This is a genomic window from Lysinibacillus sp. JNUCC-52 (assembly GCF_015999545.1).
In the GTDB taxonomy this organism is placed as follows: Bacteria; Bacillota; Bacilli; order Bacillales_A; family Planococcaceae; genus Lysinibacillus.
Genome location: NZ_CP065546.1, coordinates 4,397,842 through 4,413,147, shown reverse-complemented (window position 1 = coordinate 4,413,147; position 15,306 = coordinate 4,397,842). Strand labels below are relative to the sequence as shown.

Below are 15,306 nucleotides of genomic sequence, written 5' to 3'. Positions count from 1 at the left end.
AATAAGTGTCAGTGACGGCTGAAAGTAGTGGCCCGAAAAGGAGAGAAAGTTAATGAGTGAAATTTGTCACCGTTCAAAAACACGTCCAGTACGTGTCGGTAATTTAACAATTGGTGGTAGTAATGAATTATTCATTCAAAGTATGTGTACAACAAAAACACATGATGTCGAAGCAACAGTAGCAGAAATTCTTCGACTTGAAGAAGCAGGCTGTCAAATCGTTCGCGTTGCAGTCCCAGATGAACGTGCGGCTGATGCAATCGCAGAAATAAAGAAACGTATCCATATTCCATTAGTAGCTGATATTCACTTTGACTATAAATTAGCTTTAAAAGCAATTGAAAATGGTATTGATAAAGTTCGTATTAACCCAGGTAACATTGGGCGTAAAGAAAAAGTTGAAGCGGTTGTTACCGCAGCAAAAGCAAAAGGAATTCCTATTCGTATTGGCGTAAATGCTGGTTCATTAGAGCGTCATATTCTTGAGAAATACGGCTATCCAACTGCAGATGGCATGGTAGAATCTGCATTACACCATATTAAAATTTTGGAAGACTTAGATTTCCACGATATTATCGTGTCAATGAAAGCATCAGACGTCAATTTAGCGATTGAAGCATACGAAAAAGCTGCAAAAGCATTTGATTATCCTCTACATTTAGGGATTACAGAATCAGGTACACTTTTTGCAGGGACTGTAAAATCAGCTGCTGGGCTTGGCGCGATTTTGTCAAAAGGTATTGGTAATACGCTGCGTATTTCTCTTTCAGCCGATCCTGTGGAGGAAATAAAAGTTGCACGTGAGCTATTAAAATCATTTGGCCTAGCGTCAAATATGGCTACACTGATTTCATGTCCTACATGTGGACGTATTGAAATCGATCTTATTTCGATTGCAAACGAAGTTGAAGAATACATTTCTAAATTGAATGTTCCTTTAAAAGTTGCTGTTCTAGGCTGTGCCGTAAATGGTCCTGGTGAAGCGCGTGAAGCAGATATCGGTATAGCTGGTGCGCGAGGTGAAGGTCTTTTATTCATGAAAGGCAAAACGGTCCGTAAAGTGCCAGAAGAAACAATGGTAGAAGAGTTGAAAAAAGAAATTGATAAGCTAGCTGCCGAAATGGCAGAAAAACGCGCGGCTGAAGAAGCAGCAAAAGCGAACGCCTAAGGAGGTGCTTGCATGACAAAGCCCCGTTTTGGAATCGATATAGACGGAACAGTCACATGTCCTAGTACACTCATTCCTCATATTAATAAGCAGTATAATGTGAATATTACATTGGATGATGTATGTGAATATGATTTTTTATCAGCATTTCCCCATCCAGTTGATCGCTCAGCTTTCAACTCGTGGTTTAAGGAAAATGAGCCCTATATGTATGAAGTTTCTGAGGCCGCAAAAGATGCCAAAGAAATTTTAAGTGCTTGGCAAAATACTTATGAGCTTTATTACATTTCTGCACGCGGTCAAAATGTATCAGATATTACGATGAACTGGTTTAAATCACAGGCTATCCCATTCGATCATATCGAGCTAATAGGTAGTCATGATAAACTAGCTACAGCGAAAAAGCATGGTGTAGCAGCTTTCTTTGAGGATAAACATGATAATGCTGTGATGCTCGCTGAAGAATTAAAAATTCCTGTAGTATTATTTGATACACCATACAATCGTCTTACTGTACCTGACAATGTTGTGCGTGTTTATAATTGGCAAGAAGCAAATCAATTTATTACGAATTACTTTAAATAATTCGTGTGAAATTAATAACAAAAGAGTCGTGTTTCCTTTAATGGAACACGACTCTTTTGTTATTAGTTACAATGAAGAACTTGTCTAAAAATCATTTGTGGCAACACGATTGATATGCGTTTTATACTTCAAGAATCCCCCGTAACCAACGCTCAACAAAATTTTCAAAAGTTATCCCATAATTATCATATACTGCATGATAAACAAAATATGTTCCTAATCGGTCGAGTATTTCATCATTGATTTTCATCCTAAAACGCTCCCCTTTCGAATAACAATTATTTAAACATTCAATCTATTCATCTTTTACAATCCTCTAAACTTTGGAAAAGGTCGTATCGTTGAAAATACGTCACAATCTGCCTCTAACATACCCTTTCTTCATAATTTTCTTTTCGATAATATAGTAGTAACAACTAGTGGAACTGGGGGTACTCCTTGTGAAATGGATGACAAAACTAGCTTTCGTAACAAGCCTGTCTGTTTTGCTTGCTGGCTGTGGCGATCGACTAACTGAAATTAAAGATGCCTTTTCGGGCATTAACTCAGCAGCTGATGCAGCAGCTAGCGCAGTTAGCCGCGATGTGCATGCAATTAGAGCACTGACAATTAACTACAACGATGAATCCTTTACAATTAATGATCTTTTTAAAACTATTTTACGTGACTTACGCTGGGAATATGACGGTAAAAAAAACGAGCTTCATGTACAAGGCACATGGCAGGCACCATTATTCTCTGAGCAGGCTTGGGATGAACGTATGCAAAAACAGCTTGCTGAATCAGGTGTAGTAAGCATTACATGTGTAATTGAGGATGACCAAATAGATAGCTCGCAGACGGAAATAACGCTTATATTAAATCAAGAGAAGATACTACAATTAAGTGGCGATGAAGCACTTCGTCATCTATATGATACATATTTTAAAAAATAATTTTTATAGCTTTTCTAACGGTTATCGTTAGAGAAGCTATTTTTATGTAGAGTAACTCCATTTGCACGACATTCTCTCAAATAAGGCATTTGACACAAAGTAATCTTACAATTTAGAAATATTAAAGCTTTTTATTTGAATGCTCGTAAACCATCACGTTATAATCAAAGTATCACGTGACGGTTTGGAGGTCATTGCATTGGGACAGAAAAACTAAAAATTGGTGAACTTGCTCAAAAAACAGGCATTACAAAAAGAACAATTGATTATTATACAAATTTAGGTCTGTTGGAGGCAGAACGTTCCGAATCAAACTATCGCTATTACGACCATGCGATGATTGATCGACTTTATTTTATTGAACAGCGTAAACAAGAAGGGCTTTCACTTGGAGAAATACAAGAAGCACTTAATATTCCTAGTTATGAAGAAATCGATGTTCAAATGCTACGTTTAAAAATGCAAGATTTAGAACATGATGTATCATCTTTACTTGAACAAATGAACAATCAAGACAATAAAAATATCCAATCAATAAAAAAAAATGTTTCACCTGAAAGCATTGCACTTATGCAATCTTTATTACTACTTATTAATACCTAGGAGGTGACGTTCTGTTTTGCAGAACGACTATTTGGAGACCATACTGAATTTATCAATTTTCACGATTTTATTAGCGTTAACCGCGTTTTTCGTCGCAACGGAATTTTCAATTGTTAAAATGCGTTCCTCTAGACTTGACCAATTAATCGCTGAGGGCAATAAGAAAGCTATTCCCGCGAAGCATGTTGTCAATCACTTAGATGAATACCTATCTGCCTGTCAGCTTGGCATAACGATAACAGCACTTGGCATCGGGATGGTAGGAGAAAAAACCTTTGAATTTATGCTGCACCCATTTTTTGAAATAATCGGAATTTCTGATAAGTATATACCGATTTTCACAATTGGTACCGCTTTCGCTATCGCTACTTTTTTACATGTTGTCGTTGGAGAATTGGCACCAAAAACTGCAGCTATCCAAAAGACGGAAAAGATTGCATTACTTTTTGCTAAACCGATTATCGCTTTCTATAAATTGATGTACCCATTCATTTGGTTTTTGAACGGATCAGCACGTATTCTTCTAGGCTTCTTCGGCATGAAGCCAGCAAATGAGCACGAGATATCGCATACAGAAGAAGAATTGCGCTCATTGCTATCTGAAAGTTTTAAAAGCGGTGAAATCAATAAAACTGAGTTAAAATTCGTTAATAATGTTTTTGAATTTGACGAGCGGATTGCTCGTGAAATTATGGTACCCCGCACAGAAATGGCAGGCATTGAAAAGAACGAAACTTTTACCAATATTATTCATTTTATTGCCTCTGAAAAATATACTCGCTACCCTATTTATGATGGCGACCGAGATAATATTTTGGGCTTTATTAATGCAAAAGAGTTATTCACCCATGGTTTACTAGAACAATTAACTGATGAATCATTTGTGCTTGAAGATTTTATTAACCCTGTTATTCGAGTTATAGAAACGACACCTATTCAACAATTACTTGGACGAATGCAAAAGGAACGCATTCATATGGCTATTTTAATGGATGAATACGGTGGAACTTCTGGACTTGTAACGGTTGAAGATATTTTAGAAGAAATCGTTGGGGAGATTCGTGATGAGTTTGACGATGATGAAGTTGCTGAAATTCGAAAATTAGGCGATAATCACTATATTTTGAATGCTAAAATGCTAGTAGAAGATGTAGAAAACCTACTACAAATTTCACTAGATACAGATGATGTTGAAACACTCGGTGGTTGGTTCTTAACTGTCAATAATGGTATTAAGGCTAGTAAAAATATTGAGCTAGCACAGTATGTATTTAGCATCTTTGAACAACATGGTCATCAGCTTCACTATATTGAAGTTCGTCCCCTTCTTAAAGCTGCCCCTGTTACAACAGAAGGCTAACTGGACACTTTTCCTTATTCATTTGAAGTATCAAATGGCAAGCAAAACTTAAGATAAATATGGCTCTACTAGTATTTCTATATACTTTTCGACTCATTCCATTATTAGCCATATTTATATATAATGAATTTATAAATGATTCTTTTTTAGGGGGCAATGCTATGAAACTTTTTAAACTTTATCATTCTGACGGTATCCACATTATTACCGATGTCAAAAAACACAAGACAAATATTGAATTAAAAACAATTACTGGGGAAATTTTATATATTATCGTTGTAACGGACGAAAACTATACAGTATACGATGACCGCTTTGCTGGGGCTTCTAAGCAGTTAAATTCTGTTGAAGCATTCGATATTGATGGAAGCTTCAGAAGTCTTGACTTTGATAATATGCGTTCATTATTCAAAGAAGCCTTTACGAAACTATTACAAGAAATCGCTGAGTGTGTAAATGATGGAGACGAGCTTGTGGATCTTGATACACTTCGTCATAAAGTAAGTGCCCAAATTAAAGGGATTCATTTCAGGGTTATTTCTGATACAAAAAAATATGAATATTAATAACCCATAGTCACAAGCAGCAGACTGTTCAATGAGTAAGAATCTTCTTTGAGCAGTCTTTTTCTGTCGCTCCGTATTCATTCACCGATCGTATGCTAGCTCTTCAAATCTTTGCCCTTCTATTTTGACTTTCATGTATAATGAACCATAACAACCTAGATAGAAAGGATGTTTGCATGAATCGTGAACAACTAATTTTACTCATTTCAGAGAAGTTAAAATTAATTCGAACAGAAAGATCATTAACGCAAGATCAAATGAGCAACCTATTAGGACTTTCAAAAAAAACACTCGTGCAAATTGAAAAAGGTCGAATTCAAACGGGTTGGACTACTACAGTTGCAATATGTGCATTATGTCGTGAAAGTTCAATTTTACAGCATGAGCTAGGCGGTGACCCCCTTGAGGTTGTTGACCTAATTGCCAACAACGGCACTTTACAACCTAAGGAAAAAACGATGGGCGGATACATATGGTGGAAAAACGTAAATGAGTGGAAAGGCTATCGTTTACAACAAAATATGATTAGTCAGCATTATCGAATTTTAGATACCGACAACTATCGCCTGCTTTCAACCTTTGAGGAAAGCATTGCTGAGCAAGAATGGAACAAAATCAAAAACACTTAAATTTCTGATTTGAATATAAATCCCTAATTGCAAGGAGGTTTATATTCAAATACTATATTTCCCAACAAAACTACCGTCCCTTTTATGCTTCTCTAGTGCTTTTACTCTTATAACTCCCCTCACTTCTTGCAAATCTATAGACAAACGATTAAATGCTCATTAACGCTCTGACATAAGATAAAAGAAGTCGATAAGTTACTTATCTAATACAAGTTCAGGTATCTTTGCCGTCATTAGTAAATGAGAAAAGTCGAATATTGTAAGATTCTTCTCTATAATGAAAAGTAACGCCTGCTATACTAGAAAGGATGCTTTTTTATGACACGTATACTAGCAATTAGTGATATACATGGGGAACTAGAGCTTTTGGAAGAATTATTGATAAAAGTAAAGTTCGATGCAACAGAAGATGAGCTATTTTTACTTGGTGATTATATTGATCGAGGTCCAGCTTCTTGCGGCGTTTTAAATATTGTTGCTGAACTACAAGCGACTGGGGCTAGGGCTCTACTAGGGAATCATGAAGCTATTATGCTAAAAGCCTGTCGTTCAGGAACACCAAAGGCTTGGCATCATTGGACTTCGCTCTGTGGTGGAGATGCAACACTTGCCAGCTATGGCTATCATTTGGATGATTTCCAAGACGCTATTGAAAGTAATACATTGCCTAATTACATTCAAACATTACCGAAACTGGAAGAACATTTACAACTTATAGAAACTTTTGAAACGTATATAGAGTTAGAAGATGCCATTTTTGTTCATGGCGGTGTTGTGCCTGGGGTAGCAGTGTCTGACACAGATCCTTTACAACTTATCTGGATTCGAGAAGAATTTCATACAGGCTATAATGGAGAGAAAACCGTAATTTTTGGGCATACCCCTACCTACAAGTTGCATCAGGATCCAACAAATTACGATGTTTATTTTGGTTATAATAATATTATTGGTATAGATGGTGGTGCTGTTTTTGGAGGGAAGCTTCACGCGCTCGAATGGCCGCATCGTCATATTACTTCTGTAAAAAGTGAAAAGCCAACAAGCTTAGAATAACTTGTTGGCTTTTCTCTTTATTTCACCTATAGCTACAGTTAATATAGTTTAAATATAACCCCAGCTAGCGAATAAATAATTACTGTTGAGAAGAGAATCGTCATATGCAATAGTGAGAAAACAAACATTTTAGTCGCCCACTTCTCTTGATTTTTATTGCTATGATAACCGTAAATACTCATTGCGAGCCATGCGACACTTAATATAAGTGCAACAAGCATAATCCCCTTACTTAACGAACCGAATAAAAAGCTTGATAATATGAGCAAAATTAAATAAAAGTTCGTTTGGTAATAAGTACGACGCATCCCTTTAATGACAGGTAACATCGGAACATTGGCCGCTTCATAATCTGCATGCTTACGAATGGCAATGGCATAAAAGTGTGGCATTTGCCAGATGACCATAACAAAAAAGAGACCCATTAAAGCTGGGTGTGTAATATCTGAAGATACAGCCGCCCAACCAATTAAAGGTGGTACAGCGCCTGAAATACTCCCTACTTCGGTATTATAAATTGTTCGACGTTTTGTCCACATTGTATATGGTACAACATATAAAAAGACACCAATAAAGCCAAATAATGCAGCTAGTGGTGATGCTAGTGCTAGTACACCTATTCCAACAATTAGCATAGCAATTGCTAAAATTAACGTTGCTTTTGCTGACATTTCACCTGTTACTGTAGGACGACTTTTCGTACGTGGCATAATGGCATCAATATCACGGTCATACACATTATTAAACGCACCAGCAGCACCGATTACAAGCGCTGAACCTATTGTTGCAAAAATGATTTCTGGTATATTGTCCAAAAGCGTCATTTTATTTTTATACATCCCTAGCGTCAAGCCAGCCCACATAGGAATTAAATTGGATTTAATAATACCTGTTTTAACTGTTTGTGCTAAAACATTAGAGAGTGAATGTTTCTCTATTGTCTTTTCTACAGTCTGTGGATTTTGATCCGTTTTTAGATTTTGTTCCATTCCTCTTAATTCCTTTTCTATTATAATTTCTATATGTGTCCTTCGATAGAAAGAGACATTTTTTGCATTCTACATATCAAATTATTATTTTACCTCTTTTAGGGTGACTATGTCTCAAAGTTCACATAAAGTACATGATTTCATGAATGAAATAGGTTTAAGCCAGTTCACAACTTCTTCTATGATACCACCGACTAGCATGAATTTGAACCTAATTGCCTTCTTTCCTGCATAATACTATTCAAGAAAAACAATCTACTCTATACTATGAAGTATGTTCTATTTAATTGAAGGAGTGTCTAACACGTGAAATACGGATTTATTGGTCTAGGTAATATGACCACAGCCATTATAAAAGGAATGTGCAATAGTGGTGATTTTGATTCCTCTTATATATATGGCTATAATCGTACAAAATCTAAAACAACTAAACTTGCAACCTCTTATGGCATACAACCGACAACTTCCATCGAGGAACTCATGGTGAAATGTGATGTCATTATTTTAGGTGTAAAACCACAAATGCTTCCTGATGTTTTGCCAGAAGTTAAAAATTATTTACAAGAAAAGCACATGATTGTATCGATTGCTGCTGGTAAAAATCTTAACTACTTCCAAGGCTACCTTTCAGAGTCCACACCAATTATTCGCGTTATGCCAAATATTAATGCACTAATCGGTGCTTCAACAAGTTGCTACACGGCAAATGAGCAAGTGACAGATTCACAACTCCGTCTCATTACAACATTATTTGAAACAATTGGCACGATTATTGAAGTACCTGAACACTTATTCTCCATATTTACGACAATCGGAGGGGCTTCACCCGCTTTCACCTATATGTATATAGATGCATTAGCGCGAGCAGCTGTGCGTGAAGGGATGCCTAAAAATATGGCACTTGACATTGCAGCGAATGCCGTACTGGGCAGTGCGAAAATGATTTTACAATCAAAAGAACACCCATGGGCACTTGTCGATCAAGTTTGCTCTCCAGGCGGCACAACAATTCAAGGTGTCTCTTCCTTGCAAAGCAATCATTTCGAAACGACAATCCACGATGCAGTTGCCGCTGTAACGGATAAGGATCGCAGTCTTTCTAAATAATAAAAGAAAATAGTAAAAGGCATTGAGAAGATTCTTCCCAATGCCTTTTATTTTCTATCCTTACTGAATGTTCTCTTGTAATTGTTGTGTTAAAAACATCACTAAATCCTGTCTGTTTTCCGGTGTAACACCATGACCATCTGGATATTGTCTGAATGTAACAGAAGCACCGAATTGCTCAAATAGTTCCTTACTTTCAACACCCCATTGCGAAGGAATGACATAATCATAATCGCCATGAGAAATAAAGGCATGTAAATGATTAACTGTACGGATCGCATATTCCTCAGTGACAAATTTTGGCGTGTATCCGCTTAATGCGACAATGCCTGTAATTAAATTGCCCATCACAAAAGCTAATGACTGTGCCAAAACCGCACCTTGACTAAATCCAAGAACATAAACTTTGTGAGGATCAATTTGGAACTCTTCAATTGCTTCTAACATAAAGCGTTGTAGAGCAATTAACACTTTGTCAAAAATAGCTCGATCTGGTTTTCCAACTTCCTGAATAGTGAAAAACGCATAACCAGGCTTTTGCGTAATAGGACCTCTTAAGCTAATTATATGACATTGGCCTTGAAATTCTTGTACTAATTGCGGTAGATCATCCTCATTACTACCCATTCCATGCAATAAAAAAATAGCTGGATATTTTTTAGTTGGGTCCATATTTGTTGGCTGTGTATGTTTAAAAGTGAATGGTGTATTCATGGACATAATTCCTTTCAAGTAAACTCAGTCCTATTTTATCATAATGCGCGATTATCCTGCACAGATGTTGTTTTTTATATAGCATTGAATTGTTTGAGTGACTGGCACTCCCCTTAGATAGGAAAATCCACTTTGCTTGTTGTGGGCACGACGTAAGCCGCAACCGTCGCGAACGCACGGCTTGGGGCGGCTTACATTGCGTGGGTTCCCGCAAGTTCAAAGTGGATAAAATTCAGAATTGTTTGGGTGCCAGGCACTCTATTTTAAGTTTGTTTTCGAAATTAACCCGTCTGTATGGTAGGCAATATAACCGTTGATGATGCGCACCGTTTCCTGTGGGTCAGCTTCAAATAATACGTTTGATTGCTCAGGTGTTGATACAAGCACTGTCAGTAAGTCCATACGCATTGAATGGCCAGCAGAGCTATAAGCATAATCATAAATAATATCTTCTTCTGCTAGGCCATCTGTTTCGTATTGTTGATGAAACAACTCTTTCGCCATCTCCATTCGTTCAGCTACTTGCTGGCGAATGCGCATCTGATGCATAAGTAATTCCTCTTCCAATACTGCTGGTGTTAACCATTGTTTTTTCTCTAGCATATTAATAAGTTCTTTTTCCCAAACTTGCTCATTATCAGTGAAATACAGCATATTCACCATCAACATATCCCAAAATTCTGTTTTAGATAATGCTGATTGGCGTTGCATAGCAATCGTCTGATTAAAGTGCTGCTCAACCTTTTCAATATTCATATTACGTACTAAATGATTACATACTTTTTCTATAAATTTATTCGCTACTTCTTGTGCCATGATAAAAACCCGTCCTTATCTCAACAAATCATTTCTTTCCTATCATACCATGATTGTTGAATAGAAAGAAATGGACAGCGTTTAGCTTTGGCTATAAGGTTAGTGAAATAATTCTGATACACCTGACTTAATTGCTGCATCTCCAACAGCCTTTGCAACAATGCTTGCTACACGCTCATCCATCGATTTTGGGATAATGAATTCTTCAGATAAGTCCTTGGTAGATACTAATGATGCAATGGCATCTATTGCTGCTAGCTTCATTGCCTCATTTATATCCGTAGCGCGGACATCCAACGCACCTCTAAAAATTCCTGGGAACGCCAATAAGTTATTTACTTGATTAGGATAATCTGAACGACCTGTTGCCATGACACGAACGCCCCATGCTCTTGCATTGTCATAAGTGATTTCTGGATTAGGGTTTGCTAGAGCAAAAACAATCGGATTTTTATTCATTGACTCAATATGCTCTTTTGTTAATAAATTGGCAACTGATACACCAATAAACACATCACTTCGTGCAATGGCATCCTCTAATGTCCCTTTTAAATTTAGCGGGTTAGAGATTTTTGCAATTTGATCTTTAACGCTATTCATCCCTTCCTTTCGACCACTATAAATAATTCCTTTTGTATCACACATCACAACATTTTTATATCCCAATTGTAGTAAAATACGTAAAATCGCTATTCCCGCAGCACCTGCTCCATTAATGACTACCTTCATGTCCTCTGGTTTTTTGTTAACAATTTTCATTGCATTAACTAAGCCAGCTCCTACTACTATCGCCGTTCCATGTTGATCGTCATGGAATACTGGAATATTACATTCTTGACGAAGACGATTTTCGATTTCAAAGCATCTTGGTGCTGATATATCTTCAAGATTAATACCGCCAAAAGTAGGAGCGATCGCCTTAACGATTCTAACAATTTCATCGACATCCTGTGTTGCAAGACAAATAGGAAAAGCATCAACATTGGCAAAACGCTTCAGCAAAATTGCTTTCCCTTCCATTACAGGTAAAGCCGCTTCTGGACCGATATCACCTAAACCGAGAACTGCCGTCCCATCCGTAACAACGCCAACTAAATTTCCTTTAATGGTGTAATCGTAAACTGCTTGCGGATTTTTTTTGATTTCAATACAAGGTTGTGCAACGCCAGGTGAATAAGCAAGACTTAAATCATATGTATCCTGTACTGGCACCTTTGCAACAATCTCCATTTTCCCTCGTGCTTCTTTGTGCAGCTCTATTGCTTTTTGCATAATATCCATCGGCAAAACTCCTATCTTTCATTCCTTGTCCTACAAAAATACGCCCCTATAAAATGACAAAATAGCATACGTTATAGTACTAACCAAAATTACATATTTAATACAAAACGTATTAGTAAGCTCTTGAATACTTTATAATGTAGACGTTTTCGCGAAGACTTGCGTCTAGCGGACATCACCAGCACAAAAAAGTGTTAGATTGAATTGCAATCAATCTAACACTTTTTCATTTGTTTCATTACAATTAGACATGTAATTGCTCTAAAATATTTTGTGCATTATGCTGGAGCATCTGATAGTTTTCTTGTAAAGAAGATGGATGTAATGGCTTACTAAATAAAAAGCCTTGAACTGTTTCACAATGACCTGCCAATAAGTAATTAAGCTGCTCTACTTCCTCAATTCCTTCAGCAACTACTTTTAAACGGAGATGCTTAGCCATCGATAATATCATATCAACTAATGCCTTATCCGTTTCATCGCTTTGAATTTTTTGAACAAAGGAACGATCAATTTTTAAACAATCAATTGGAAAATCCTTTAAATAGGATAACGATGAGTAACCTGTCCCAAAGTCGTCTACAGCAATTGTTACACCAAGTGCCTTTAATTGATGTAAAATCATCGTCATATGATCTATATTGATTGTCATACTCTCTGTAATTTCCAGTTGTAAATATTGAGGATCCAATTCTATTTGCTCAAGGACATGCTGAATCATCTCCACTATATTTTGCTGAAACAGTTGACCTAATGACAGATTGACTGCTACTTTGATGGGCGGTAATCCAGCTCTCTCCCATTCCTTCACTTGCTGACATGCTGTTTCTAACACCCATTGCCCAATCGGAATAATTATTCCTGACTCCTCCGCAATTGGAATAAAGACGCCTGGTGAAATTATCCCTTTACGAGGGTGTTGCCAACGGACCAATGCCTCAACAGAGAGAATTTGCCCTGTTTGTAAATCAACCTGTGGCTGATATTCTAACAATAATTCATTATTGTCAATTGCATGATGTAAATCATTTTCTAAAATAAGTTTCTCTGTAATTTCGCTCGACATTGACGTTTCATAAAATAATATGCGTGATGGCACTTTGCTAGCTTCATGCATTGCATAAACAGCATACCTTACAAGTTCCTCTTCCTTATAGGCATCTGTGGGGAATAAAGATATTCCTATATTTAAATTCCCGTTTAGTGAAAAATGCTGGATTTGGAAAGACTCCAGCATAGCCACCTGTAGCTGTTTACAAAGCTGCATAATTTGTTGTGTACTTTTCGCCTCATCAAGAAAAACGATAAAACAATCTTCTCGTTGCATGCTTAGTAAATATTTTTCAGGTAAGCTATCCTTCAACCTTTGTGCCACCATACTAAGCAATTTATCTGCATATGAGCTGCCCAGTGAAGCTTTAATCGCTGAAAACCGTTCGATTTCTAAAGCTAAAATAGCCTTATTGCCTTTAGTTTTATATAAGTTTTTTTGCAGTGATTCCATTAAAAAGCGTTCATTTGGTAAGTTTGTCACTTCATTATGATAAGCCATGTGATGCATCTTTTCTCTGGATTTTTCCAGATGTTTTTGCATTTCTAATAATTCCCGAAACGGCTTTTCTATGGAGGAGAAATACACTGCTTTAAAAAGGAGATAAAATGAACTTAATTGAAAAATATGTCCTAAAAAATTTTTAATATCGTAGACATCCCGATATATAGTAAAAAGAATATCACTAATAATTAAATAAATAGAGCTTCCTAGTAATAAAAAAATGATTTTAGGTGCATTGTTGATTTTAGTTATCAATATGTACATGATGACGAGGTGACAAACAATTGCGACATACTGCAATGAAGTTTTCAAAGTTGTTGGTCCAACACCATCAATAACAAGTGGTGGTAGTACAGGATTCGGCGCGTAGATCAGCATAAGTAAAGCAACAATGACAAATAATGGTGTACTATAAATAAACCATCGATATGTATTTTTTTGAATAGGTTTTTCCTTTAGGCAAAAAATGCCTAGGATTCCACAAGACAAAACTAATCTACCAATTATATAAAACCATGTTGCGGCATAACTAGAACTCTCCGTAATAAAAAATGGCATTCCTTTATAGGCAAGTGCATGAGCTACTTCAATAAAACTACAAGTTAAAAACAAAGCACCTATGTATAAAGTCTTATTCGATAAAATATATGGTGTCGTTAACCACGACTGTATGGCAATGGTCATCGTTACTACAATAATAAGAATTTCCATTAGCAAATGAATGGAAACATAATTGTTTTTTCCGAAAATCGCGTAAAATTCTTCACTCCAGTAACCGATAATTAGCAGAATAACAATGGAGTATATAATGTATTGAATCCCTTGCCTCACAAAAGAATATTGTTTATTTAATTCCCACAAGATGACACCTACCTTCTCTTTACCCATAAGTAATTCATTATCTATATATAATGTAAAGCTAATATTCTACTAATAGATTACCATGATATACCTAAATTTCAATCAAAAGAAAATTTTATTTATAGTCTTTATTGAGCACGGATGAAAAATTTATAGAATTACTAAATTCCTATTAAAATCCCCTTCAATATTAGTAGTTTTCCAATAAAAACCGAAAGACTGAAGACAACTCGAATTTTATGAGTTGTCTTCAGTCTTAAAATAAATATTTCTAAGTATGCGTTAATGAGAATACATAACTATCCATATTATCAATTGTATTTTGAATAGCCTCTTTTAATGAACGCTGCTGCTCGCCGCAAGCAGCAATCGCTTCTTCTAATACAATCGCTGCATTGGCCATAAAGGGAGCGAGCTGTAAATCTTTTGCAAGTTGAATGAGTACAAGTGCTTTATTCCACTTCCAGCGTGCATTTGTTGGATCTAAATTAATCGCTTGTTCTAAATAAGCAAGTGCATCAAAAGGCATCCAACCAAAACGATGCATTGTTTGTCCTGTTATCCCCCAGAATACAGCCTTGTTCGGATTTTCTTTAACTGCTTGTTTGAAGCAATGGACACTTTCATTATAATGATGTGCAAATAAAAATAGCTCCCCCTGAGTAAAAAATGATAGTGCTTTTTCATCTGCTGTTCCTGTTCTAGCTACGTGCTCTAGTTCTTTAACACGTTTAGAGAATGTAGCTTCATCTTTTAGCGCACGTATTTCTGCAACAGCATCGGATTCAGGGTAACTTTCATTCGCGCGTTCAGCATGCTGTGTTTCTACTAAAACTGTTGGCTTTGGTAATGTAGCAAAATCGTACTCTTCTAGCAAAGTTAGATATTTAATAGCTAACGCCTTTTCGGGTCCTTCTTGTACTTGCAAAGCGGCTTCATAACATTTCATTAACTCTCCATTATAAAAGTAATCATCCATTGTCATACAAATTTCCTCCAGTTTAAACCTACAGTCTTTATAGTATCCATTATACATATTCCATATCGTAAACAAACTATGTTTTATAAAAATGAGCTCATCTTA

The 15,306-nt window shown here is 36.3% G+C and carries 16 protein-coding genes; 9 read left to right on the top strand and 7 right to left on the bottom strand.

Annotated features, from left to right (window positions below; genetic code table 11):
• The first annotated feature begins 52 nt into the window (after positions 1-52).
• Both ispG and JNUCC52_RS21800 read left to right on the top strand, forming a co-directional pair.
• On the top strand, positions 53-1,168 hold the full coding sequence (gene ispG / locus JNUCC52_RS21805) for a flavodoxin-dependent (E)-4-hydroxy-3-methylbut-2-enyl-diphosphate synthase (protein ID WP_172772019.1): 1,116 nt from the start codon (positions 53-55) through the stop codon (positions 1,166-1,168).
• 12 nt (positions 1,169-1,180) lie between these two features.
• On the top strand, positions 1,181-1,753 hold the full coding sequence (locus JNUCC52_RS21800) for a 5' nucleotidase, NT5C type (RefSeq protein ID WP_172772020.1): 573 nt from the start codon (positions 1,181-1,183) through the stop codon (positions 1,751-1,753).
• Positions 1,754-1,874: 121 nt separating this feature from the next.
• On the opposite strand, the gene JNUCC52_RS21795 is transcribed toward JNUCC52_RS21800, so the two are convergent.
• Complete coding sequence (locus JNUCC52_RS21795; RefSeq protein WP_255313805.1) at positions 1,875-2,003, bottom strand: hypothetical protein; 129 nt, start codon at positions 2,001-2,003, stop codon at positions 1,875-1,877.
• 199 nt (positions 2,004-2,202) lie between these two features.
• On the opposite strand from JNUCC52_RS21795, the gene JNUCC52_RS21790 reads away from it, so the two are divergent.
• From JNUCC52_RS21790 to JNUCC52_RS21765, 6 genes are all read left to right on the top strand, one after another.
• Entirely contained in the window at positions 2,203-2,688 is a 486-nt protein-coding gene (locus JNUCC52_RS21790) for a hypothetical protein (RefSeq protein ID WP_217270134.1), read from the top strand.
• 198 nt (positions 2,689-2,886) lie between these two features.
• On the top strand, positions 2,887-3,291 hold the full coding sequence (locus JNUCC52_RS21785) for a MerR family transcriptional regulator (protein WP_337982247.1): 405 nt from the start codon (positions 2,887-2,889) through the stop codon (positions 3,289-3,291).
• 31 nt (positions 3,292-3,322) lie between these two features.
• The gene (locus JNUCC52_RS21780; RefSeq protein WP_173477648.1) at positions 3,323-4,651 is read left to right on the top strand and encodes a hemolysin family protein; all 1,329 of its coding nucleotides are present in this window, start codon (positions 3,323-3,325) and stop codon (positions 4,649-4,651) included.
• A 161-nt stretch (positions 4,652-4,812) separates the two neighbouring features.
• Entirely contained in the window at positions 4,813-5,217 is a 405-nt protein-coding gene (locus JNUCC52_RS21775; RefSeq protein WP_172772022.1) for a hypothetical protein, read from the top strand.
• Positions 5,218-5,393: 176 nt separating this feature from the next.
• The gene (locus tag JNUCC52_RS21770; protein WP_337980805.1) at positions 5,394-5,846 is read left to right on the top strand and encodes a helix-turn-helix transcriptional regulator; all 453 of its coding nucleotides are present in this window, start codon (positions 5,394-5,396) and stop codon (positions 5,844-5,846) included.
• 318 nt (positions 5,847-6,164) lie between these two features.
• Positions 6,165-6,899 carry a metallophosphoesterase gene (locus JNUCC52_RS21765; protein ID WP_337980804.1) on the top strand — a complete coding sequence of 245 codons (735 nt, stop codon included), beginning with the start codon at positions 6,165-6,167 and terminating at the stop codon, positions 6,897-6,899.
• Positions 6,900-6,937: 38 nt separating this feature from the next.
• Here the strand turns inward: JNUCC52_RS21765 and cyoE are convergent, their stop codons facing one another.
• The gene (gene cyoE, locus JNUCC52_RS21760; protein ID WP_172772025.1) at positions 6,938-7,888 is read right to left on the bottom strand and encodes a heme o synthase; all 951 of its coding nucleotides are present in this window, start codon (positions 7,886-7,888) and stop codon (positions 6,938-6,940) included.
• 306 nt (positions 7,889-8,194) lie between these two features.
• On the opposite strand from cyoE, the gene proC reads away from it, so the two are divergent.
• Positions 8,195-8,995, top strand: a complete 801-nt coding sequence (gene proC / locus JNUCC52_RS21755; RefSeq protein WP_172772026.1) for a pyrroline-5-carboxylate reductase — start codon at positions 8,195-8,197, stop codon at positions 8,993-8,995.
• Positions 8,996-9,055: 60 nt separating this feature from the next.
• On the opposite strand, the gene JNUCC52_RS21750 is transcribed toward proC, so the two are convergent.
• From JNUCC52_RS21750 to JNUCC52_RS21730, 5 genes are all read right to left on the bottom strand, one after another.
• Positions 9,056-9,709, bottom strand: coding sequence for an alpha/beta hydrolase (locus tag JNUCC52_RS21750; protein WP_172772027.1), 654 nt, complete (start codon positions 9,707-9,709; stop codon positions 9,056-9,058).
• 258 nt (positions 9,710-9,967) lie between these two features.
• Positions 9,968-10,525 carry a hypothetical protein gene (locus JNUCC52_RS21745; RefSeq protein WP_172772028.1) on the bottom strand — a complete coding sequence of 186 codons (558 nt, stop codon included), beginning with the start codon at positions 10,523-10,525 and terminating at the stop codon, positions 9,968-9,970.
• Between the two features lie 99 nt (positions 10,526-10,624).
• Positions 10,625-11,806, bottom strand: coding sequence for an NAD(P)-dependent malic enzyme (locus JNUCC52_RS21740; RefSeq protein WP_337980803.1), 1,182 nt, complete (start codon positions 11,804-11,806; stop codon positions 10,625-10,627).
• A 244-nt stretch (positions 11,807-12,050) separates the two neighbouring features.
• Positions 12,051-14,222 (bottom strand): bifunctional diguanylate cyclase/phosphodiesterase, encoded by a 2,172-nt coding sequence (locus JNUCC52_RS21735; RefSeq protein ID WP_337980802.1) that lies wholly within the window; start codon positions 14,220-14,222, stop codon positions 12,051-12,053.
• Between the two features lie 271 nt (positions 14,223-14,493).
• Positions 14,494-15,207, bottom strand: a complete 714-nt coding sequence (locus tag JNUCC52_RS21730; protein ID WP_337980801.1) for a tetratricopeptide repeat protein — start codon at positions 15,205-15,207, stop codon at positions 14,494-14,496.
• Positions 15,208-15,306: the final 99 nt, after the last annotated feature.

Coding starts and splice junctions, on each gene's coding strand:
- ispG (WP_172772019.1), top strand. CDS start 53: ATGAGTGAAATTTGTCACCGTTCAAAAACACGTCCAGTACGTGTCGGT.
- JNUCC52_RS21800 (WP_172772020.1), top strand. CDS start 1,181: ATGACAAAGCCCCGTTTTGGAATCGATATAGACGGAACAGTCACATGT.
- JNUCC52_RS21795 (WP_255313805.1), bottom strand. CDS start 2,003: ATGAAAATCAATGATGAAATACTCGACCGATTAGGAACATATTTTGTT.
- JNUCC52_RS21790 (WP_217270134.1), top strand. CDS start 2,203: ATGACAAAACTAGCTTTCGTAACAAGCCTGTCTGTTTTGCTTGCTGGC.
- JNUCC52_RS21775 (WP_172772022.1), top strand. CDS start 4,813: ATGAAACTTTTTAAACTTTATCATTCTGACGGTATCCACATTATTACC.
- JNUCC52_RS21770 (WP_337980805.1), top strand. CDS start 5,394: ATGAATCGTGAACAACTAATTTTACTCATTTCAGAGAAGTTAAAATTA.
- JNUCC52_RS21765 (WP_337980804.1), top strand. CDS start 6,165: ATGACACGTATACTAGCAATTAGTGATATACATGGGGAACTAGAGCTT.
- cyoE (WP_172772025.1), bottom strand. CDS start 7,888: ATGGAACAAAATCTAAAAACGGATCAAAATCCACAGACTGTAGAAAAG.
- JNUCC52_RS21750 (WP_172772027.1), bottom strand. CDS start 9,709: ATGAATACACCATTCACTTTTAAACATACACAGCCAACAAATATGGAC.
- JNUCC52_RS21745 (WP_172772028.1), bottom strand. CDS start 10,525: ATGGCACAAGAAGTAGCGAATAAATTTATAGAAAAAGTATGTAATCAT.
- JNUCC52_RS21740 (WP_337980803.1), bottom strand. CDS start 11,806: ATGGATATTATGCAAAAAGCAATAGAGCTGCACAAAGAAGCACGAGGG.
- JNUCC52_RS21730 (WP_337980801.1), bottom strand. CDS start 15,207: ATGACAATGGATGATTACTTTTATAATGGAGAGTTAATGAAATGTTAT.